Genomic DNA, 20,055 nt, shown 5'->3' with positions numbered 1-20,055 from the left:
GGCTGAAAGGGTTCGGGTACCCTCAGGAAGTCCGATGGAGGCGTGCCAGAGCGGCCGAATGGGGCTCACTGCTAATGAGTTGTCCCCCTCAAAGGGGACCGGAGGTTCAAATCCTCTCGCCTCCGCCACGCGACACAATTGAAGACAGGCGCCCGTAGCTCAACGGATAGAGCATCTGACTACGGATCAGAAGGTTGGGGGTTCGAATCCCTTCGGGCGCGCCAGCTTAGGGGCCCTTTCCGTCAGTGTGGGAAGCGGCCCGGTTGCTCACTGACGACAGTTTTGACCATCTGACGGGTGGTTTGGGCACCGGAAGAATAGTTGTCAGAAGGTCAAGACTGTAGACGACCTTCGTCCCACCTCCGGCTCCGACGGCCCCATGTACGAGATGGACCGTGCGGAGCAGGCACTCAAGATGGGGAAGGCAGGTCGCTACAGGCATCGGCGTCCGGCACTGAGCGCAGGGTCGAAACCTGGATCGATGTTGGTACCTGGGTGGCCTCGGGTGCGACGGAACGGCCAAGGTGCTCGATCTTGGTGACGAAGGGCGACGTCATCGCCCGCACGAGTGCGCCGTAGGCGACACCGAAGTCAATCTCGTCGCCAACCGCGACGGGGTGATCGCCGAGGTCGACCACCAGGTGGTCGCTGCTCATCCCGAGGATCGTGATGCCCTCGGGTGGCTGCAGACCGTCCGGGTCCACGTCCTGGCGACCGAGGGCCAGGATTGCTTGGTTCACGGTACTGCTGCCGGTGCGGACCGGCGCCTCGCCGAAGGCCGCCTGAGCACGATCTCCCCAGGGTTGAGCCGGTTTCAAGGCAATCTCGATGACCTCGGCGGTCAAGGTGAAGGCGTCCGTGTGCAGGCCGGGGATCGGTGCCCGGTACAGCGGATCGACGCCGAGAAGGATGGCTTCGCCGAGTCGGAGCTCGTTGATCCGGCCGACGTCGTGGGTGTGTAGGGCCCAGTTCAGGTTCGCCGAGTTGCCGCCTGAGACGACGTCGAGCGAGATCCCGTGCAGTGCCTCGATATCGTCCGCGAGCCCGGTGAGGATGCCCATGTTCCCGTCGTCGGGCATGACGCCGTTCTGACAAGCGAGGTTGGCGCCGAGCCCGACGAGCCGGAGGCAAGAGTGACCGAGGACGGCCCGCACGGCCTCGGGGACGTCGTCGAGCGCGATGCCCTCGCGTAGGTCACCCAGCTCGACCATGAGCACGACGGCGTGCATCCGCTTCTGCTGGGACGCGGCCTGATCGAGCGCCGCCAGCACGACGGCCTCCGTGTTCAGACTGACGTCGGCGACGTCAACGACCCGTGCCACTTGGCTGAGCATGGGTGAGCGGATCAACGTGCGTAACGGTGATCGGTCGAGCCCGGCCAGCCGAGCGAGGTTCGGCACCCGGGAATCACCGAGGCCGCGGGCGCCGCCGCGCAGCATCGCCGCGCCGACTCCGGGCGAGCCCAACACGGACTTGGTGATCCCGGTGACCCGGATGCCCGTGGAGGCAAGCTGGTCAACCAGGATCCGCGTATTCTGCTCGACCTTGTCGAGATCGGTCTCGATCCGAAGCGTCACACCGGTGTGGTCGTGTCGGCCACCACCGCGAGCGCGGGGAAGGCCGTCAGCACCATTTCGACCAGATCCGACGAGGGGCGCGTTAAAGGGTCGGTGACCGGGAGGCCGAGCTGCGAATGATGTTCGGAGATCGCGTTGCTCAGCTCCTCTTCGGTCATCTCCTCGTGGTTGATCGTGATCCCGATGACGCGGGTGTCGGCGAACGCCTCGATCAGTGCGATCTCGCTGGCCGCGGTCGGCATCGGCACCATCGGGAAGTCGCCGAGCACCTTGCGCTTCGGCGCATGCTGCACGATCACGCCGGCCGGGCGGCTGCCACGCAGGATGTGAGCCGACGTCAGATACGCGGGGTGGCTGAGCGCGCCCTGGCCCTCGACCACGATCACGTCAGGGTCCTCACCCTCGAACGCGGCGACCACCTGGTGCTCGACCTCGCCCGAGCAGAACTGGGGGACCAGCGCATCCAGCGCGACGCCGTACTTCCCGCCCTGGATCAAGGTGGTCTGACCGGTGCCGACCATTACCGCCTTGACGCCGCGCGCGTTCAGCGCCTGAACCAGCAAGGTGGCGGTGGTGCGCTTCCCGATCGCTCCGTCCGTACCCAGGATCGCGATCCTGGGACATGTGACGTCGAAGATCCGGCCGGAGAATAGGTGCAGGTCGCGCTTGGCCTTCGGTCGGCGTACATCGGTGATGGTGACGCCGGCGATCAGGGCTGCCGCCACGAACTCGGCGTCGTCATTGAGGAACTCGTGCAGGCCGTTGATGATGTGCATCCCGCGGGCGATGCCGTCGAGCAGCACGACCCGCTGCTCGTCCGACAGTAAGCCGTCGGCAGGCGCCATGCCACAGATCAGGTAGTCCGGTACGCGGCCGGCGTGAGAGATGGACTCGGCGAGCGACGCCAGCACCGGGATGCCGTTCGCGGTGCCGTCGAGGAACTTCCCGGCATCGACTCCGGCCCGGATGCTGTCGATGACACTGAGGATCTCGTACTTCTCCGAGTGCCGGACCAGGCCATTGGCGGTCTTACCGTCCTGCTCGCCGAACACTCCCTCGCAGTAGACGATCGCGGTGGAACCAGCAGGCAGCGCGAAGGGAGCTGCCGGAAGGATGCACTCGCTCTGTTCGGACGCGTCGAGAGAAGGGGTACCGCTGGCCAGCGAAGACATAGGATCCTCTGAGAAGTCTCAGAAGGCGACGGGATCGTGGCGGGGCGGTGAGCCCAACGTTCAGCGGTCTTCCCTGAGGGCCGGCAAGATTACCGGCATGTTAACCGTACCCGATCGGTTCTGACTGTCCTGCTTCCGCCGAGCCCGAGCCATGTGGTGCGTCCGTACTCCTTGACCGGGGCAAGGAGCATCTCGGTACGTCCGCGTGGGTCGCCACGGCTCCGCACGGAATCCTTCTCGGGGCCTTGGTATGTCACGGTGCACGGTGAGCCAGGCTCCGAAACGGGATTCGCCCGCTACCGTCCCACCGACACTGAGGCCTGGTTCGTCAGCGATCAGCGCTGTAGCGCGAGCTGACGACAGTTCCGACGACAACGATGACGACAGTCACGCTTCCAGACACCACCACCTACACGACAATTGAACTCGTATCGTGCCTGGTCGCACCATCCGCCCGTGCCTACGGATCAGAAGGTTGGGGGTTCGAATCCCTTCGGGCGCGCCCAGCACACCGACACCCGTGTGTGCCGTTGGATTTGGTCGACGAGATATCGGGGCATGTTCTTGCCGAGGTCGTCGCCGCGGATCACCAGGTGTACGCGGGAACAGCGTGAGGCGAGAAACAGTGTCGCCTGGCCAGCGGCGTTGCCGCCTCCGACCACGACGACCGGGCCGGTCCCGCAGATCAACGCCTCCTGGTGGGTGGCGGCGTAGTACACGCCGTTGCCTTCGAATGCCTCGATGCCCGGGACGGCGAGCCTGCGATAGCGGGCTCCGGCGTCGTACACGAGGTTCCAGCGGTTCGAGCTGTCGGTGTCCGCGCCCCACAACGGCTTTGCGCCGAAACGCGGAGGCCATGATTGGTGGTCTCCGCGGTGTGTCAGGTGGCGGGACGGTCGGCCACGGTCACCGAGATCTGCAGGGTCTGGTTGCCGCGCAGCACGGTCAGTTGTACGTGGTCGCCCGGTTTGGCGTTATGCAGTGCGGCGATGAAATCCTCGGCCGTCGGGGTGTCGTGACCGTTGAGCGCGGTGATGAGATCGCCGGGCCGGATGCCGGCGTCGGCGGCCGGGCTCGGTTTAGCGACGGCGAGAACAACGACACCGTTGGTGCGGTTGACCCCGAGGCTGTGTGCGAGCTGTGGGGTCAGGGTGCGGGGCTGAATGCCGATGTAGGCGTGATGCGCGCTTCCGGTGGCCAGTAGCTGGTCTGCGACGTCGGCAACGGTGGCCGCGGGGGTGGCGAAGCCCAGGGCCACTGCACCGACGGTCGGTGGGATGTAGGCCTCGCTTACGCCAACAACATCACCCTGCCGGTCGATCACTGCACCGCCGGAGTTACCCGGCGATATCGCGGCGTCGGTCTGGATTAAATCCACCAGCGGCGCGCCCTCGGACGCCGAACCGGGGATCTGGCGGTGCAGCCCCGAGATGATGCCCGATGTGACCGTGGCCTCGAACCCGAGCGGGCTGCCGATGACCACGTCGAGCGCCCCGACCTCGGGCAGGTCTTTCTGGAACGTCGCCGCGGCCAGCCCGCCGCGGTCGGCCTGGAGAACCGCGACGTCTGACAGCTGATCGGCGGCCCGAACCTTCGCCGGTACCTGCTGCCCGTCGGCGAACGCCACCGTTATCTGTTGAGCGCCGGCGACCACGTGGGCATCGGTGATGATGGTGCCGTCGGTCTTGTAAACGACGCCGCTGCCGAGCCCACTTTCGGTGAGGACGGTGACGATCGAGGGCTCCACCTTCCGGACCAGTGCCGGTATGTCGGCGGGGGCTGCGGACCCGGCGGCGGACGCGCCGCTCGGTGCCGTTGTGGTGGTCGAGCCGCTCGGCGCCGAAGAACTACACCCCGCGAGTAGGCCGGCGGCGATCGGGATGAGCAACCGCGTCCAGGCTGGCCGGCACGGGGTCGATGGAGCATGCATCAGCGACACCTCCGTGAAAAATCGGTGTGCATGAATTGAATGCGGTGTCGAGGCGAGGATTGGATCCGCAACCCTCCAATCCCGGTACCTTGCCAGTCTAGAGCGCGACCAGCCTGGCCACGGCAGTCGCAAACCCGGCGCATTGAGCTGACCTGCCAGGCCGAGATAGCCGCGGCAGCAGCGATCGCCGACCATCGGTAGGTCGATGGGGCGATCGGCGCACCCAGCTCGCTCAGCTGTGTGCATTAGATCGACTCGACACCCCAGCGCAGACCATCAGGACCGTCTCGGTGGCCCTGATGATCAGCGATAAACCGGGTGATTAGTGTGTTGGCCGGTCGATCTCGGCCGCGAAAAAAGCCGACGCCGTCTTCAAAATCGCGTTGGCCCTTCGTAACTCAGCGTTCTCGCGCCGCAGTCGCTTCAGCTCGGCGGACTCTTCGGTCGTAGTCCCGGGCCGTGCGCCGGCATCAACCTCGGCCTGGCGCACCCACTTGCGCACCGTCTCGGCCGTGCCCACACCGAGTAGGCGGGCGACCTCACTGATCGCTGCCCACTCCGAATCGTGCTGATCGCTGATCTCAGCGACCATCCGCACCGCCCGCTCACGCAGCCCCGGCGGGTACCTCCTCGATGAACCACCTGACATGACTCCATCCTTTCCAAGAAACGGAGTCTCCGGACATGCCGGGGCGGTTCACCCTGGGCGAGGGAGTTGAGCGTGGCACAGCAGATGTGTCAGGCCGTGTTGTCGGTGGTTGGCGACGAATTGACGGTGTCGCAGGTCGCCCAGAAGCTGGGAGTGGTCGCGACAGAATCCGCACACCGGGCTGATCCGCTATGAGGCCCTGGGCCTGGCGTGCTGGTGGACCGGTCGCATCGGCCGGTCTCGTGTCCGCGTCAAATGCCGGCCGAGGTCGAAGCCGAATTGCCGGAGTCGCGCGAGACGTCCGCGCGATAGGTGCATGCGCCACGCGATCGCCGCGACGGGCCAGGACTACCCGAGTAGGCTCCTAGAAGATCGGCGGTATTTCGTCACATGACCGTTCAAGGTTGTGTTATCGGCGATTCGAAGGATCTGGCCGGTTCGCGGTCAAGACAGGAGCGTCACATGACGCTAAACCAAGATCGCGCCGACGTCGGGCAGCGCTCCTCACCGCCGGAACACACTCCGCGATTGCGGTTGAAGCCCAAGGCGCCCCACAGCGGGTACGTCGACGGGGCATGGTGGCCGCACACGGACGAGCTCGCGGCGGAGCTGCCAGATCTGCTGGCGGTACTGTCCGTTCGGCTGGGCCGCATTGACCGCGTGATGTACAACCTCAATGAATGGGCAAAACCATCTGCGAAACTCGCGACTGGCGGGCGACGGGTTCGGCTCGACGGATACCGGCGTCAGCCAACAAACACCGTCGAAGTTCTCGGGCTCAACCGCGACCGGATCGTCTTGCTGGTGGTACCTCCGGACGCCGACCCGGACGAAGCGCACGCCACGCTTATGGCCGCCGCGGCACCGAGCAACGATTCAACTGTCGACAGCCTCATGACCGGCGCGCGAAACTAGATAGATCCTCGTGCTCACAGGTTCGGCACGTGGTGGGCGGCGCGGCCGGCACCGTCGGGACAGCGCGACCGCGTGATGCCCATCAACGTCATCGAAGGAGAGCGACCACCGTGAGTAAGTCAGACGATTCGAATCGGATTGCTCTGCGCGAAAGCGTGATACACGTAGAAGGCGAGTCGGCGCCCGAGCGCTCCAAGGGGTTGCTCGATGCGCCGCACCCCGCCGGTCCGTCACCGGCGCTGTGAAGCGAGATGTGGGCGCAGAGCTCGAAGTCGAGATCATCGCGCCGACGACGTTGGAGTTCCAGATTGCCGTCGCACCGCATACCAATACCGAAGTGTCCGAGTCGTTGTCGTTCAAATTGGACGGTAAGCCTGTCCAGCCCTTAGAGATCAGCGGTGTGCACGGTAACCGCATCCACAAGCTGGACGCTGAGGTGGGCAACCTGACGGTCGACTACGCCGCGACGATCGTCGGTCGCACCGACCCGGCACCGGTGTCCGAGTACGACCTATCCCTGTACCTGCGCCCCAGCCGCTATGCCGAGGTCGATAAGTTCTTTGGCTTCGCCGCAACCGAATTCGGCAACTACGCCGATTCGGCGACCCTGTTGGAGATGGTGTCGCTATGGGTGGGCACCCGGCTAAACTACGTGCCGGGTTCCAGTGACCCGATCGATGGAGCGGTGGACACCTTGCTCGCCGGTGCGGGCGTGTGTCGCGACTTCGCGCACCTGGTGGTGGCGCTACTACGGGCCGTCAATGTGCCGGCGCGCGTCGTTTCTGTCTATGCGCCCGGCCTGTATCCGATGGACTTCCACGCGGTCGCCGAGGCATTCGTCGATGGACACTGGCGGGTGGTGGACGGGACGCTGCTGGCGCCTCGGCAGAGCTTGGTGCGCATCGCCACTGGGCGCGATGCCGCCGACATTGCCTTTCTCGACAACCACAAGGGCGCAATAACCTTGAACAAGTTGGTCGTGATGGCGGTCGTCGATGGTGAGCTTCCCACGGACGCCATCGATCAATTGGTGTCGATCGGCTGATCACTCGCGGTTTCCATCTCGCGCCGTGTCAGTCGCCTGTGGATTAGGCGACCCGCGACGCCATCGTGGGCTTCCGCGCCACCGTTGTCGCGCCCTCGTGAGGACGCGGGTACGTCCGTGCTGTCGGCCCACCGTTGGTGCTTGAAACGGGTGTCGAGGCGTCGGTTGACGACCAGGATTTCCCGTTGGATGCGGTTGCAAGTGCGCTTCGGGCGTCGTATCGTCGGCGCGTAAGGCTTCGCGCGCCGGCCACAAGCATGATGAGTTCGAGCAGAGCCACCGCGCCGACCACGATCCCGAAGAGGAACACTGTGCCGGTGGACCACATCACGTGGTAGCCGAACACGGTCGGCGGGTGGGCCGCCCCTGCAGTGCTCGGCACGCCAACGATTGTGACCAGCGCGGCGAGGAACACGAGGATCAATCCAACGATGGCGAGCGATCGACACCTCTGATCCCGTTGCAGACCTCCACTACACGCTCTTCATGCCCGTCTGTCAACAGCGTTGACGTATGCCGTTAGAATAGGACGCGAACCCGCGACACGTAAGGGAGGGTCGGCCACGATGGCGAAGCAACCGGCGGTTCCCGATACAGCCGCTGATGGACTTGGGCCGTCCGTTGCCAACGGCCCAGAGGACGGTCAGGTCAGCCGGTCGGTGATTTTGCAGTGTGCGTTGGAGTTGGTCGATCGTGATGGTGTGGATGGGTTGTCGATGCGGCGTCTGAGTGAGGCGGTAGGTCGGGATCCGACGGTGATTTATCGGCATGTGCCGAACAAGGCGGCGCTGCTCGATGGGGTCGCCGAGATGGTGCTGGGCCAATTACGGGTGGACACCGCAGACCTGGACTGGTCCGGGCAGCTGCGCGCGGTCGCGCATGACTTCCGCCGGCTGGCCCTGGCGCACCCGAATGTGGTGCCGCTGTTGGTGACTCGGCCACTGGCGATGCCGCTGGGGCAGCGGCCGCCGGGCATGCTGCGGCCACTGGAGGACGTCGTCGCGCTCCTCACGTCGGTGGGCTTCAGCGGAGTCGATGCGCTACACATTTACCGCGTGCTCTTCGGCTATCTGTATGGCCATATCCTCACCGAGCTGCAGGAGGTCGTCGAGCGGCCCGAGGAGTCCGATGATGTGCTGCGCCTCGGGTTGCACCGGCTCGCGATCACCGAGTTCCCCCAGGTGCGTGCGCTGGCCACAGCGCTGGGCTCCTACGACGGTGCGGCCGAACTCGACCGCGGGCTCGATCTGTTGCTCATCGGTCTGGCCGCCACCGTGTCAGTGCCGAAGCGCTTGACCCGCAAGCGCGTGAGGAAGTAGGCGGGCATGGGTCAACTGCGCCTCGGTGTCATCGGCGCGACTCCCAAGGAGAACGAGCGCCGTCTGCCGATCCACCCACACCATTTCGATCGGATAGGCGCCGATGTTCGCGCCAGCATCTATCTCGAAGGGGGATACGGGGAGTATCTCGGCGTCTCCGATACGCAGCTGTCGGTTGGGTGGCCGGGATGCGTTCCCGCGAGCAATTGATCGCGGAGTGCGATGTCATTCTCCTAAAGCCTCACGGCCCGCGATCTGGCCGAGCTTCGCACTGCGTGCAAGACGAGGAGCTGACCATCGACTGTCGACAGACGCTTATCGCGTTCGAGTCGATGAACCTGTGGAGCCGCGCCGGCTCGTTCAAATTGCATGTCTTCCATAAGAACAACGAGATCGCGGGTTACTGCTCGGTGCTGCATGCCATGTCTATCGTCGGTTGGTCGGGCATCTACGGTCGCCGGTTGTGGGCCGCTGTTATCGGCTTCGGCGCCACTGCGCGAGGTGCGGTGACTGCGTTGAACGCGCTGGGTGTAAACGACATCGACGTCCTCACCAATCGCGGCGTGACCGAAGTCGCCTCCCCGATTCATCCGGCCCCGATCGTGCACTTCGATCAAGACACGCACTCTCGCGGTGGCTCGCCGGTGAGCTTTGCGTGTACCCAAGAAGGCAGCGTGCCGCTCGCCGGATACCTTGCCCGGCACGACATCATCATCAACTGCGTGTTGCAGGACACCAACGCACCACTGATCCTTCTGGACGGCGACCTCGCCGCGCTACGGCCGAACAGCCTAATAGTCGACGTATCCTGTGATGCAGCAATGGGATTCAGCTGGGCACGCCCACCTCGTTTGAGCGGCCGACGTTCGTCGTCGGACCGAACGTCACCTACTATGCGGTCGACCACAGCCCCTCCTGCCTGTGGGATTCGGCGACCTGGGAGATCAGCGAGGCGCTGCTTCCCTACCTGCCAATGGTGCTTGCCGGGCGTGACTCGTGGCAGGCGGATCAGACGGTGCGCCGGGCGATCGAGATCCTCGACGGGGCTGTGTTAAATCCGAGCGTCATGTCCTTCCAAAATCGGCAAACGCAATACCCGCATGCTCGTCGCGGAAGCGGTGGCCGCGAATCGGCGTAAGGTTATCAGTATCGAGCAGCTCGGTTGCGAGCGAACATGCTCGACTACAAAGGGAATTCGATGGCTCCGCTCACAACGTTTCGCACTCCTTACGAGATTCGGCTCCAACTCGTCACGGACACCATCAGTGCCCACTCCAAGTTGGGCACCGACGCGGCAGGCAAACTCGCCGTACACGTCCTGCATGCAATTAACTCAATCCCCGAAAAGGTGCGCTGAGCAACGGCCCGGCTCGGCTTCAACATTCAACGACCGCACGGATTTCCTGATTGGTGTGCGTGTCATCGTTCCTGATCGACGCCGCGAGACCTTGATTTGCCCGGCTGGCATCGCCGTGCACTTTCCCTTGAGCACCGGACCTCCGCCGTAACTTGCACGCGCTTAGGACGTCAACGGTGTTGACGAACGGTGATCGCCACAGTGTATGCTGGTCGAAGCGCCGCTGGCATGAATTGCGAGACAATGCGGGCGATCACCAAATCACCTCGAGGCCATGCGGTTTGGGGTGTGTTCAGCGCCGTCGTTACTGAGCGCGCGGCGAGAAAAGTCGCCAGCCAAGCCTTGAGCTGACAGCTCGGATACGGATGGAGCAGCATGATGAAACGATTGACTGGCCTGGACGGCGTCACGCTGCACGGCGAGACATCCGTGATGCCCACCCACGTGATGGCAGTGTTGTTTTGCGATCCCTCGGCGCGCGGCGAATTGACCGCCGGGGCGATTTATAAGCTGCTGGCTGAGCGCATTGCGGTGCTGCCGGATTTCCGGCAACGCCTGCTCACCAAACCCTTCGGGTTGGGCCAGCCGTCATGGATCGAGGACCCCGCGTTCGATGTCCACAGCCATCTGCATCGTGTGCGGCTGGCCAAACCCGGCACCATACGGGAGTTGACCACCCTTATCGGCGAGCTGCATGGGCAGCCTCTCGACCGCGACCGCCCACTGTGGGATGCCTGGGTGGTGCAGGGTCTCGCCGACGGCAGGCTCGTGGTGCTGATGAAGTTCTCCCACGCCATTACCGATGGTGTGGGCGCGGTGAACTCCATGCTGCCCGAACTGATGACTGTTGATGCGGACGCTCAATTTGCGGCGGCGCCAGAGCGGGCCCGGGCGACGATGCCCGGCGCGGCCGCGAGGGTGTGGGACGTGATCGACGAGGTCGCGGCCAACACCGCTGTGGGCATTCGGATCGCTGTCAGGTTGGGTCCCGCCGCGGTGAAGTCGGTGGTAGGAACTGCGCTGGGATCGGTACGCCAACTAGTCGCGGGCGGCGGCCCGCAACGGGCCGATGGTCTGGATTCCGAGAAGCACGAGAGCTCGCCGCGAACGCTGCTGAACGCCCCGCTCACCGCGCGACGCAGCGTTGCGTTCGCCGCGGTGGCGATGGATGATCTGCGCGTCATCACGGCCGCGTTCGATGTCACCGTCAACGATGTTTTCCTGACCGCAACGACATCCTCGCTGCGCCGGTGGTTGGCAACCCACGACACGGTGCCCAGCCATCCGCTGCGCACCATGATGCCGATCTCGACGCGCGGTGTCGATGCCGACGCGTCCAATAGTTGGTCACCGGCTGTCGTCAAATTGCCGGTCGATCTGGCCGACCCGGCACAGCAGTTGGCGAGCATTCACGACGCGACATCCAAGATCAAGAACGGACGACGGGCAGTGCCGCCCGTCAACCTCGCCGACGTCATAGATCTCGTTCCACCGGTGGTCATCGGCATGGTGATGGGTGTGTACACCTGCCTGAAACTTTCGCGATTCCACTCTCCATTCGCTCATGTCATCACTTCAAACGTTCCGGGTCCCCCCGACCAAATCTATTGCACCGGAGCACACGTCCTTGGCATCCATGCCCTGGCCCCGCTGTTTGAGGGCGCCAACCTCAACATCACCGCCGTGTCCTATGGCGGCACCCTGGGTGTGGGCGTCGTCGCGTGCCCCGACAACGTCGATGACGTCGCATCGGTCGCGCGCGGCATCGAAGATGTGGTGGGCGAACTGAAAAAGGCCGCCGAAGAAAATGCCGGCCAGAGAGCAGGTTTAGCCCGCTGCGGCGTACCGAAGCCCACCATTAAGGCCACTGCCACAACGCAATTCGCGGGGCCGCGAAGCGGGCTGGCGCCCAAGCTGCCTCCCATCACGAAACGGCCGGCGTAGCTCACGTCATCGAGTCACGGAGGTTCTGGTGTCCCACCTAACGCACGAACAGACGCCATCTTTCGGTCCCTGAGCCGCGAAGGCTTCTCTGCCTGGCGATGGGGAGAACGGCCGATGCCACCTTGTCAATGTGCCAACGCTGATGGCACACAGTGTTGACATTTGCGCCTGACAGAGCGTTTACTAAAGATCTAGTCCGGCAACTGCGCTCGTCGACCTTCACGAATTCGCCGTTGGCGCTTAACGTGTTTCCGCTTGATCCCGGAGATCCTGGTTCAGACCGATGCACGACGACGACACGCGTCGAGAACCCCGAAAACATGTGTGCCCACTCTTTCAATCAAAAGGAGAACGACCACGATGAATAAGCACAACCGCACGCTGGTTCTCGCGATCGGCGCCATCACGCCCTGGACCCGGCGGTTCCGGTGACCTGCAACATGACATTCGTCTAGCTACGCGTCGAACCTACTGAAATCAACAGCCCGCGACCAAGCACCCGAAATGAGGCCACAATGAGGAAATCTAACAACGCGAAACGAAATATTTTCCGCGAGAACGTGATCCACGTCGGCGCGGGTTTCGTAGCCAAGGAGCATCCGCACGTCATACAGACGTTGTCCGCGCTCGAGGCGCATCTAGGCAGGTGGGATCCGAATGATGTGGACATAGAAGTCACCCTGCAGGACCGCGGCGGCAAGGAGCAGCGCATCACGTTGCGCACAACCCTTCCCGGCCATCCACTGCTGGTAGCGGTCGCGGACAACCCGGACATCACCCGTGCTATCTGCGATGCAAAGCGCGAGTTGATCCGGCAGCTTGAACACCAGAAGTCGACGCACGATCCGATGGACAACCGCCGGCTGAGGCGCGCGACGATCCGTCATCCTGTCACCTCCGCACCGTTGGAAGTCGCCCGATCCGCAACGCAGGACCCACACCAAACAGCAGCTCGCTTCGGCGGGCAGATAGGCGCACGACCATGACGCACACCACCGGAACGCATTCGATCTCCGTCCCTGCCGAGGAGCGCATAACGCCCCCGACAGAATCCGACATCTCGTTGATCGTTGACGGCCCATTGACGGTCAGGGACATACTCCGTGCGGGCATGCGCCGCAGGGCCAGACGCAAGGAAATGGCCGCCCAGTCGATTTGGGATCCAGAAGGCGGCGCAGGCGAGCGGTGGACTACCGACGGGCAATAAACTCGACGTTGTCGCGTAGAAGGAACCGGCACCCAACTTTGTGGGTATCGGCTGGCTGGCGACGGCTGGCTGGCGATGAGCACGGACGGTACCGGCATGGGGGCTGCACGGTTCGTCCGTTTCGTCGCCGACGACGGTTCGGTCACGTTCTGTTCCAGCTACACCGCTCCTGGCGGCTCCCGCGTCAAGCCAACAGCTGCGTGAAGCGGAAGATTCCGCACGTTCACTTGCACGCCGAGGGTGGGCCGTGCCGCGGCCGACAAGGGTCCGGCCCTATTTCCGCGCTGTATTCGCGGCCGCTTCGCGGCCCTGGCCGGCCAGCAGGACCAATGGCCGCTCTCGCCTCACCTTGGGGCTGTTGCTGCCGCCCGAGGCACTACCTCCAACATCAACATCCGGACCGAGCAACCGAGGATTAGCGCAGCCTTGGAATACGCGCACTCCACCACCACGCGGCCGTCGGGGTGGCCCGTCAGATCGCCGCCAATGCTCGACGGCAGTACTGCATCTCGGTATGGCCGAACCGTTAAGACGGAGTTGGTTGTGACCGCGGATATTCGGCGATACTCTACGGCCCATGATGACGATCAGCAGTGCGGAAACGATGGGTCGCGTGGGTGGTGGCGCGGGCGGTGGTCGCCTTGGTGGTGGCGCCGGCGGTGGCCGTTTCGGCGGCGGCGCCGGCGGCGGCCGCTAGCCTCTAACCTTCCCGGTTCGGGATGGGCGCGTGGTCGTGCTCATCCCGCGCGGGAGTGCGTGCGGTAAGGCCGCTCCTTCAGGCGACCGGGCCGGGCGGCGCATCCTGGTCGGTATCGCCGAGCAGATCGAGTTGCATCCACGCGACGTCGTGCCAGCTGCCGTGTTTCCATTCGACGCGCCGGTGCAGCCCGGCCTCTTCGAACCCGAAGGATCGATGAAAACGGTTGCTGGCCTCGTTGGGTTGGGTGATGCCGGCGAGGGCCCGCCGATAGCCGCGCTCGGTGAGCCGGCGCAGTAGCTGCGTGTACAGTCCGCGGCCGCCGCCGGCGCGGTGATGGTCTACGTGGACATAGATTCCGGTCTCGGCCGACCATCGGTAGGAAGCCAGCCGGTTGAGTGCGTGCCCGTAGGCGAAGCCGATGATCCGATCATCGCGTTCGAGGACGAGCCATTCGTGGTCCTCGCGGGCCGCGGCGATACGCCCCGCCATCTCCTGCACGGTCGGGACTTCGATTTCCCAACTGATCGCCGTGTCCAGAACGTAGGGGCGGTAAATCGCGACGCAGGCGGCCGCATCCTGCGGGGAAGCCGGACGCACCAGGCCGATGCTCGCTTGCATGCCAGCAATCTTCCACCGTCAAAGCCGCGGGGCGTAACCGATTGCCGGCGAACGATTCACGCGGCTGGGGTTCTAAACCGGCGTCCAGTCATCCCAGGACTCGGCGAAGTCAAGAGTCGCCTGCGGGATCTGGGCGGTGGCGATGATCTCGCGGAAGTGGTCCTGCCAACCCCACCACATGCAGACGTGAAAGACGTGCTGGTACCAGCTGAGCTGGTAGCCGTCAGGGATGGCCTCGCCCTTGTTCTCGGGTGAGAACACGGCGACCGCCAACAGGCCGATCGCCGCCGAGGCGGGAAGCTGGATCTTCCCGGTTCGCCAGACGTGCACGCTCGCGGGCCGCGGCCCATGCGGCGTCAGTTCGAAGCCCTCGGGCAGTTCGTCGTCGTGGCCGTGGCTGTAGCGGTGAATGCCGTACATGACGTCGGCGATGTCGGGACGGCCGTCGGGCAGGTCCGATTTCACCGCTATCGGAAAGCGGCTCTGATCGAAGTCGATCCCCGGTGCCGCCATCACCTGAAAGATGTCCAGCGAGTCCCGGATCGTGCGCTTGAACCGGGTCGCGACGCCCGACTGCGGATAGCGTTTCTTTGCGGTCCCGTCGACGGCGTTGCAGGCGTGAATCATTGCCGGATCCCACTCGCGGTGTTCCCAAAGGTCAAGTGAGCGCCTGACCGAGTCCCCGACGTCCACGCATGGAGGCTATCCGCCGAGTCCTCAACGTGTCTCGATTATGGGCGCGGTTCGAAACCCCGGCGCGGCGGGACGGTCACGGTCTGGGTCACCGTGCTGGTTTCGGTGCTCGGCGAAACGGTGACCGTGCTCGGCGGGACGGTCGTCGTGGGAGTGTCGGTGCCCGGGGTTCCGGTGTCGGTGCTCGGCGGCGGGGCGGTCTCGGTGACCGTCTGCGTCGGCGCGCCCCCGCCACCGCCTCCGTGGTGGCGCGGCGCCGCGGTGGTGGTGGTCACCACTGAAGCGGTGGTGGTGGGCGCGGGTGTCGTCGTCGTTGTGGTGGTTGGAGCCGGCGACGGCGAACCGGCGACCAGCTTGACCACCGCGTACGCCGCGAGGCCGAGCAATATGACCCCGATCGCACCGGCCGCTACCAGCGCCAAAGGGCGGCGATACCACGGCGTCGGCGGCTCAGGTGGCTGGGGCGCAGGCTCGTCGTAATAACCGCCGTAAGCGGCCTGGGTGGGTTCGGAGTAGAAGTCGGGGTTCTCGGGGTAGGGCGGCACGAAGGGAGATGCTAGTAGGTCAGGATTCGTGACCGATAAGCGTCAGCGCCCGCTCGAACAGATGCACCGTGGCGGCGTGGAGCTGGTCGCCGACCTCCTTTTCGGCCTTACCCGCGCAGGCCCGGGCCAGCGTTCCCTCGATCACGATGCCGAGCTTGAAGCAGGCCAGCACGGTGTACCAGGTGATGTTCGACAAGTCGCGCGTGGTGTTGGCGGCATACCGTCGGAACAGGTCGTCGGTGCTGGCCAGCCCGTCCTGGCCGCCGAGGGCGTGGCTGAACACGCTGGACCCGTCGGGCTGGCGCCAGGTGGCCAGCAGCCAGCCCAGATCCAGCAGCGGGTCACCGATGGTGCACATCTCCCAGTCGACGATGGCAACCACTTCCGGCCCGGTGCGCGAAAACATGACGTTGGCGGCGTGATAGTCGCCGTGCATGATGCCGGGGGTCCAGGCCGTCGGCCGGCGGCGCTCCAGCCAGGCCGCGACCTGCTCGACTCCCGGGATGTCCGGCCCCGGGTAGTTCTCGTATTGCCGATAGGAGTCCAGTTCGGAAAGCCAGCGCGGCACCTGACGCTCCAGAAACCCGGCCGGTTTGCCGAAGTCGGCGAGGCCGACGGCCACGTGGTCGACGGCGCCGAGCTTCGCCAGCGCATCGGCCATCGACAGCCCCATCCCGAAGCGCACACTCGCGTCGCCGGCGTGCAACGGCGGCAGCCCCTCGCCGGCGTTGAACCCGTCGACCGGCTCCATCAGGTAGAAGACGGCGTCACCGAGCACGCTGGTGTCGTCGCAGGTGGCGATCAGGTGCGGGTGCGGCACATCGGAGCCGGCCAACGCCGCAAGGACTTTGGTCTCGCGCAGGATCACGCTGTTGCTGCGCGGGCGCAGGTGCCGGGGTCCGCGCCGCAGCACATAGGGCCGCCCGGCCCGGGTGAATCGCAGCATGACGTTCTGCGTTCCGCCGGTGACGTTGGCGACGTCCTCGAGCGGGCCCTCACCGAGCCCCTCCTCGGACATCCATTCCGCTACGGCCTTGAGGTCGACGTGATCCACATTCAGCCCTTGGGATGCGGGGTGTAGCGGACGGTCTGCGCCCAGATCATGCCGTCACGGAACACGAAGGTGTCGACGCCGTCGTCGACCCGGTTCGCGGCCGAATCGGCGGCCCACTCCAGGAACAACACGTCGCCTTCGAAGATCTGGTTCTTGAGGTCCCACGCCGCGCTGGGCAGATCGTCGAGCAGCTTGGCGAAGGCCTCGCGTATGCGGTCCTTGCCGCGCGCGACACCTGCCGGGGTGATGAGCACGGAATCCTCGGCGTAGTCGACGACGATCTCGTCCAGGTCGCCCGCGCCCAGCGCCTTCCCGTGGTGGGCGAATATTTCCTGCGGCGTACGCGTCATGGAAGAAGCCTAGGTCACCGCCGACGAGCGGCCAGCGCCGCGGGAGGCTGGAACAATAGTGTGGGCAACTAAGGGACTTCGGCTTGGAAGGGAAATGGCGATGGCGCGCACCGACAATGATTCCTGGGACATCACCCAAAGCGTGGGAGCCACCGCTCTGGGCGTCGCCGCGGCGCGTGCCGCCGAGACCGAGAGCGAGAACCCGCTCATCAACGACCCGTTCGCGCGCGTGTTCGTCGACGCGGCGGGCGAGGGGATGTGGAGTATCTACGCGGACCCCAAGCTGCTGGCCAAGGCGGTCGAGCTCGAACCGGACGTGTGGGCGCGGATCCAGCTGATGATCGACTTCATGGCCACGCGCACAGCGTTTTTCGACGAATTCTTTCTGGGCGCGGCCGACGCCGGCGTTCGGCAGGTGGTGATCCTGGCTGCCGGCCTGGACGCACGCACCTGGCGGCTGCCATGGCCCGACGGCACGGTCGTGTACGAGCTGGACCAGCCCAAGGTGCTGGAATTCAAATCCAACACGTTGCGCGAGCACGGCGCGCACCCGAAGGCGCGGCTGGTGAACGTGCCGATCGACCTGCGCCAGGACTGGCCAAAGGCCCTGCAAGAGGCGGGATTTGACCCCTCACGGCCGGCGGTCTGGTCGGCCGAGGGACTCGTCCGCTACCTGCCTGCACAGGCCCAGGACCTGTTGTTCGAGCGCATACATGCGCTCAGCGCGCAGGGTAGTTGGCTCGCTTCAAACGTGCCCGGCGCGGGCTTCACCGACCCCGACCTGGTTCGGCGACAGCGCGAGGACATGCAGCGCATGCGGGCCGCGGCCGCCAGGCTGGTCGATACCGAGATCGCGGACCTCGACGACCTGTGGTACCCCGAGGAGCGCACACCGGTCGACGGCTGGCTGCGTGAGCATGGCTGGGACGTGTCGACGGCAACCTTTTCGGAGCTGATGGGCCGCTACGGCCGCAGCGTTCCGCAGGACGGCGCGCACGTGATGCCGCCCACCCTCTACGTGTCGGCGCAGCGGCGGGCGGGCTGAGCGCGCTGCTTCCAAGATGACCCCTGTTGGGCCGGAGACTGTTTCGACGCCTGCAGGTCTGTCGGGCTTTCCGGGTCTCGCTTGATCGCGGCGATCGCGTCGACCGGCGTGAGGTCTTGGCCCTGGCCGTTCTGGCCGAGTTGCGGCCGGCCCGCGCCGCCGGGCCCTCGCAGTTGGTCCCAGATGTCGCGGACCTTGCTCAACAGTTCGGCTTGCTCGTCGTCGGTGCCATCAACCATCCTCCGTTCGCACTGATGCCGCAGGCGGCGGCAAAATCTTGCGGGGTGAGCCCGTCGGCGGAGCTCATGTCGCAATTGCCGAACTGTGGACACCCCTGCGGCAGGTTGGGGCTGAAGCCCGTGCCGTCGGTGTACTGATGCGCGACCTGACCCGGAAGGTCCGGGTTGGACCCATAACCGGCCGCGATGGCCCGCAAGCCCGCTGGCCGCGTCCGCCACATGTTGGCGAAGTCATAAGCGTTGGCGTACCCGATGATCCGCGCGGGAGAACCGGCGTAGTCGGCCAGGTTCCAGTACAACGAGTTGATCCAGCTTGAGCCGTCGCCGGGGGGGTTGCCGCCGGCCTCCACGTCGAGCATCAGCGCGACCCGCGGCTGCAAGCCACCCCCGGCATCGATCATCGAGCGCACGGTGTTGGCATTGTCCAACCAGTTCGGGCGCGCGTGCGTGTAAACGATTCCGAATGTCATGCGTCCGCTGGCCAAAGCACCCCGCATCCATGCGTAGTTGGCCGCGAAGTTGTGGTCTTGATAGGTGCCGTCGCAGACGCGAATTGAACCACCCGGTACGGATAAGAATCATTCAGGGGCACTTGGAATTCGGAGACGTCGGCGAACAGGGTGTCGGTTACGGCCCCCCTCTTCGAGAGTTCACCTGGGAGCGATTCATCTCAATCCCCCTTTACCGCAGGCCCACTCGCGATGCTACCGGTCGCGGTAGTCTCGCGGTTATGGCTGATCGGCCTGCCCGGGTGAGCGACGTGCATCGGATCGCCGCGTCGATGCCGCACGTCAAGCGCTTGGAGGGCCCGAAAGGCAACCCCATCTATCAGGTGGGCGGAAAGTCGTTCGTGTTCTTCCGCACTCCCCAGCCCGACGCGACGGATCCGGACACCGGCGAACGCTACGCCGACGTAATCATGCTCTGGGTGGGGTCGGAGAGCGACAAGCTCGCGCTCGTGCAGGATCCCGCGTCGCCGTTCTTCACGACAAGTCATTTCGACGGGCATCCTTCGGTGCTGGTGCGGGCCAGCCGATTGGCAGAGATCACGACTACCGAACTGGCCGAGCTGATTCAGGAAGCGTGGCTTTCACGCGCGTCCAAGAAGCGGGCCGAGGCATGGCTCGCGGAAGTCCACGTCAAGCAGGTTTAGACATAAGTCCAACGGGTAACGCTAGGCCCACGGGAAATTTTCTCGAACACAATGGAGGTCACCATGCGTGGTCGCGGAGTGATCGGCGGGGTTGTCCTGATTTGGCTGCTCATCGGAGTCTTCGCGGCCTACCAGCGCGACTACTTCAAGGGCGGTGCAACAAATTGTGTCACTGCGGGAAACATTGCGCTGACCGTTATCGCCGGCCCCCTGAATTACGGGGGCGTCAATCCCAAAGTCAAGGATTGCCGTGTCCCGCAGCCCAGTTCAATGCCCAGTGGTCTAGAAACGGCCTAGGGACCCTCACACAAAGGAAGTTGTCATGATCATCCTCGGCATAGTGCTACTAGTTCTCGGTTTTGTCTTTAGCCTCCCGCTGTTGTGGGAGATCGGCATCGTCGTGCTCGTCATCGGCGCAGTGTTGTGGGTCATGGGCTCGGTCGGCCGGCCGATCGCCGGCAGGCGATACTGGTACTAGACATCCGCCGGGATACCGGATCGCGTGACTGCTCGGCAGTCACGCGATCTTTTCACAGGACACGC

The 20,055-nt window shown here is 64.8% G+C and carries 20 protein-coding genes, 2 tRNA genes and 5 pseudogenes; 15 read left to right on the top strand and 12 right to left on the bottom strand.

The genetic code is table 11. From position 1 onward, the window contains the following. Positions 1-36: 36 nt before the first annotated feature. Positions 37-128 (top strand) — tRNA-Ser (locus JWP83_RS01420). Between the two features lie 20 nt (positions 129-148). Then, positions 149-224, top strand: a tRNA-Arg gene (locus JWP83_RS01415). A gap of 186 nt (positions 225-410) precedes the next feature. Here JWP83_RS01415 and JWP83_RS01410 read toward each other — a convergent pair. Together JWP83_RS01410 and JWP83_RS01405 are read right to left on the bottom strand one after the other, a co-directional pair. Further along, on the bottom strand, positions 411-1,577 hold the full coding sequence (locus JWP83_RS01410; RefSeq protein ID WP_297725029.1) for an alanine/ornithine racemase family PLP-dependent enzyme: 1,167 nt from the start codon (positions 1,575-1,577) through the stop codon (positions 411-413). Beyond that, complete coding sequence (locus JWP83_RS01405; RefSeq protein ID WP_297725027.1) at positions 1,574-2,749, bottom strand: DUF1611 domain-containing protein; 1,176 nt, start codon at positions 2,747-2,749, stop codon at positions 1,574-1,576. Before JWP83_RS01405 ends, JWP83_RS01410 begins: the two co-directional genes overlap by 4 nt. 216 nt (positions 2,750-2,965) lie before the next feature. Between JWP83_RS01405 and JWP83_RS31110 the strand changes: the two are divergent. Beyond that, positions 2,966-3,091 (top strand): annotated as a pseudogene (locus JWP83_RS31110) (GNAT family N-acetyltransferase); the annotation flags it as partial. A 125-nt stretch (positions 3,092-3,216) separates the two neighbouring features. Here the strand turns inward: JWP83_RS31110 and JWP83_RS01400 are convergent. The 3 genes and pseudogenes from JWP83_RS01400 to JWP83_RS01390 form a co-directional block, all read right to left on the bottom strand. Next, positions 3,217-3,579 carry an FAD-dependent oxidoreductase gene (locus tag JWP83_RS01400; RefSeq protein WP_297725024.1) on the bottom strand — a complete coding sequence of 121 codons (363 nt, stop codon included), beginning with the start codon at positions 3,577-3,579 and terminating at the stop codon, positions 3,217-3,219. A 50-nt stretch (positions 3,580-3,629) separates the two neighbouring features. Continuing rightward, positions 3,630-4,679, bottom strand: a complete 1,050-nt coding sequence (locus tag JWP83_RS01395) for a trypsin-like peptidase domain-containing protein (protein ID WP_297725021.1) — start codon at positions 4,677-4,679, stop codon at positions 3,630-3,632. A gap of 248 nt (positions 4,680-4,927) precedes the next feature. After that, positions 4,928-5,328: pseudogene (locus JWP83_RS01390) on the bottom strand (transposase); the annotation flags it as partial. Positions 5,329-5,412: 84 nt separating this feature from the next. Here JWP83_RS01390 and JWP83_RS01385 point away from each other — a divergent pair. The 3 genes and pseudogenes from JWP83_RS01385 to JWP83_RS01375 all read left to right on the top strand — a co-directional run. Then, a pseudogene (locus JWP83_RS01385) lies at positions 5,413-5,622 on the top strand (leucine zipper domain-containing protein); the annotation flags it as partial. 168 nt (positions 5,623-5,790) lie between these two features. Next, positions 5,791-6,243 (top strand): DUF5994 family protein, encoded by a 453-nt coding sequence (locus JWP83_RS01380; protein WP_297725016.1) that lies wholly within the window; start codon positions 5,791-5,793, stop codon positions 6,241-6,243. A 253-nt stretch (positions 6,244-6,496) separates the two neighbouring features. Beyond that, positions 6,497-7,288, top strand: a complete 792-nt coding sequence (locus JWP83_RS01375; protein ID WP_297725013.1) for a transglutaminase family protein — start codon at positions 6,497-6,499, stop codon at positions 7,286-7,288. Between the two features lie 43 nt (positions 7,289-7,331). Here the strand turns inward: JWP83_RS01375 and JWP83_RS01370 are convergent, their stop codons facing one another. Next, positions 7,332-7,670 carry a hypothetical protein gene (locus JWP83_RS01370; protein ID WP_297725010.1) on the bottom strand — a complete coding sequence of 113 codons (339 nt, stop codon included), beginning with the start codon at positions 7,668-7,670 and terminating at the stop codon, positions 7,332-7,334. Between the two features lie 184 nt (positions 7,671-7,854). On the opposite strand from JWP83_RS01370, the gene JWP83_RS01365 reads away from it, so the two are divergent. The 5 genes and pseudogenes from JWP83_RS01365 to JWP83_RS01345 all read left to right on the top strand — a co-directional run bounded on the left by JWP83_RS01365 (position 7,855) and on the right by JWP83_RS01345 (position 12,894). Then, positions 7,855-8,607: a TetR/AcrR family transcriptional regulator C-terminal domain-containing protein gene (locus JWP83_RS01365; RefSeq protein WP_297725006.1), complete on the top strand. Its 753-nt coding sequence runs from the start codon at positions 7,855-7,857 to the stop codon at positions 8,605-8,607. 6 nt (positions 8,608-8,613) lie between these two features. After that, positions 8,614-9,745: pseudogene (locus JWP83_RS01360) on the top strand (alanine dehydrogenase). Positions 9,746-9,781: 36 nt separating this feature from the next. Continuing rightward, positions 9,782-9,964 (top strand): DUF6307 family protein, encoded by a 183-nt coding sequence (locus JWP83_RS01355; RefSeq protein WP_297725003.1) that lies wholly within the window; start codon positions 9,782-9,784, stop codon positions 9,962-9,964. Positions 9,965-10,342: 378 nt separating this feature from the next. Next, positions 10,343-11,908, top strand: coding sequence for a wax ester/triacylglycerol synthase family O-acyltransferase (locus tag JWP83_RS01350; RefSeq protein ID WP_297725000.1), 1,566 nt, complete (start codon positions 10,343-10,345; stop codon positions 11,906-11,908). A 515-nt stretch (positions 11,909-12,423) separates the two neighbouring features. After that, positions 12,424-12,894, top strand: a complete 471-nt coding sequence (locus JWP83_RS01345; RefSeq protein ID WP_297724997.1) for a hypothetical protein — start codon at positions 12,424-12,426, stop codon at positions 12,892-12,894. 996 nt (positions 12,895-13,890) lie between these two features. Here JWP83_RS01345 and JWP83_RS01340 read toward each other — a convergent pair. From JWP83_RS01340 to JWP83_RS01320, 5 genes are all read right to left on the bottom strand, one after another. Beyond that, positions 13,891-14,433 (bottom strand): GNAT family N-acetyltransferase, encoded by a 543-nt coding sequence (locus JWP83_RS01340; protein WP_297724993.1) that lies wholly within the window; start codon positions 14,431-14,433, stop codon positions 13,891-13,893. A gap of 72 nt (positions 14,434-14,505) precedes the next feature. Further along, positions 14,506-15,126, bottom strand: coding sequence for a hypothetical protein (locus JWP83_RS01335; protein ID WP_297724991.1), 621 nt, complete (start codon positions 15,124-15,126; stop codon positions 14,506-14,508). Positions 15,127-15,164: 38 nt separating this feature from the next. Then, positions 15,165-15,671 (bottom strand): hypothetical protein, encoded by a 507-nt coding sequence (locus tag JWP83_RS01330; protein WP_297724988.1) that lies wholly within the window; start codon positions 15,669-15,671, stop codon positions 15,165-15,167. A gap of 19 nt (positions 15,672-15,690) precedes the next feature. Beyond that, positions 15,691-16,689: a phosphotransferase family protein gene (locus JWP83_RS01325; RefSeq protein ID WP_297725075.1), complete on the bottom strand. Its 999-nt coding sequence runs from the start codon at positions 16,687-16,689 to the stop codon at positions 15,691-15,693. Positions 16,690-16,727: 38 nt separating this feature from the next. Further along, complete coding sequence (locus tag JWP83_RS01320; protein WP_297724985.1) at positions 16,728-17,075, bottom strand: nuclear transport factor 2 family protein; 348 nt, start codon at positions 17,073-17,075, stop codon at positions 16,728-16,730. Positions 17,076-17,175: 100 nt separating this feature from the next. Here JWP83_RS01320 and JWP83_RS01315 point away from each other — a divergent pair, with 100 nt between their 5' ends. Next, complete coding sequence (locus JWP83_RS01315) at positions 17,176-18,120, top strand: class I SAM-dependent methyltransferase (RefSeq protein ID WP_297724982.1); 945 nt, start codon at positions 17,176-17,178, stop codon at positions 18,118-18,120. Here the strand turns inward: JWP83_RS01315 and JWP83_RS31105 are convergent. Next, a pseudogene (locus JWP83_RS31105) lies at positions 18,090-18,978 on the bottom strand (hypothetical protein). The gene JWP83_RS01315 and the pseudogene JWP83_RS31105 overlap by 31 nt on opposite strands. Before the next feature lie 111 nt (positions 18,979-19,089). On the opposite strand from JWP83_RS31105, the gene JWP83_RS01300 reads away from it, so the two are divergent. The 3 genes from JWP83_RS01300 to JWP83_RS01290 are packed head-to-tail and all read left to right on the top strand — an operon-like array spanning position 19,090 to position 19,990. Continuing rightward, the gene (locus JWP83_RS01300; protein ID WP_297724975.1) at positions 19,090-19,512 is read left to right on the top strand and encodes an MmcQ/YjbR family DNA-binding protein; all 423 of its coding nucleotides are present in this window, start codon (positions 19,090-19,092) and stop codon (positions 19,510-19,512) included. 51 nt (positions 19,513-19,563) lie between these two features. Next, positions 19,564-19,809 carry a hypothetical protein gene (locus tag JWP83_RS01295; protein WP_297724972.1) on the top strand — a complete coding sequence of 82 codons (246 nt, stop codon included), beginning with the start codon at positions 19,564-19,566 and terminating at the stop codon, positions 19,807-19,809. 25 nt (positions 19,810-19,834) lie between these two features. Then, entirely contained in the window at positions 19,835-19,990 is a 156-nt protein-coding gene (locus tag JWP83_RS01290; protein ID WP_297724969.1) for a hypothetical protein, read from the top strand. Positions 19,991-20,055 lie beyond the last annotated feature (65 nt).

Source organism: Mycobacterium sp., assembly GCF_025965855.1.
In the GTDB taxonomy this organism is placed as follows: domain Bacteria; phylum Actinomycetota; class Actinomycetes; order Mycobacteriales; family Mycobacteriaceae; genus Mycobacterium.
Note: the sequence above shows the minus strand (reverse complement) of the source record. Positions and strands in the feature narration are given on the sequence as shown.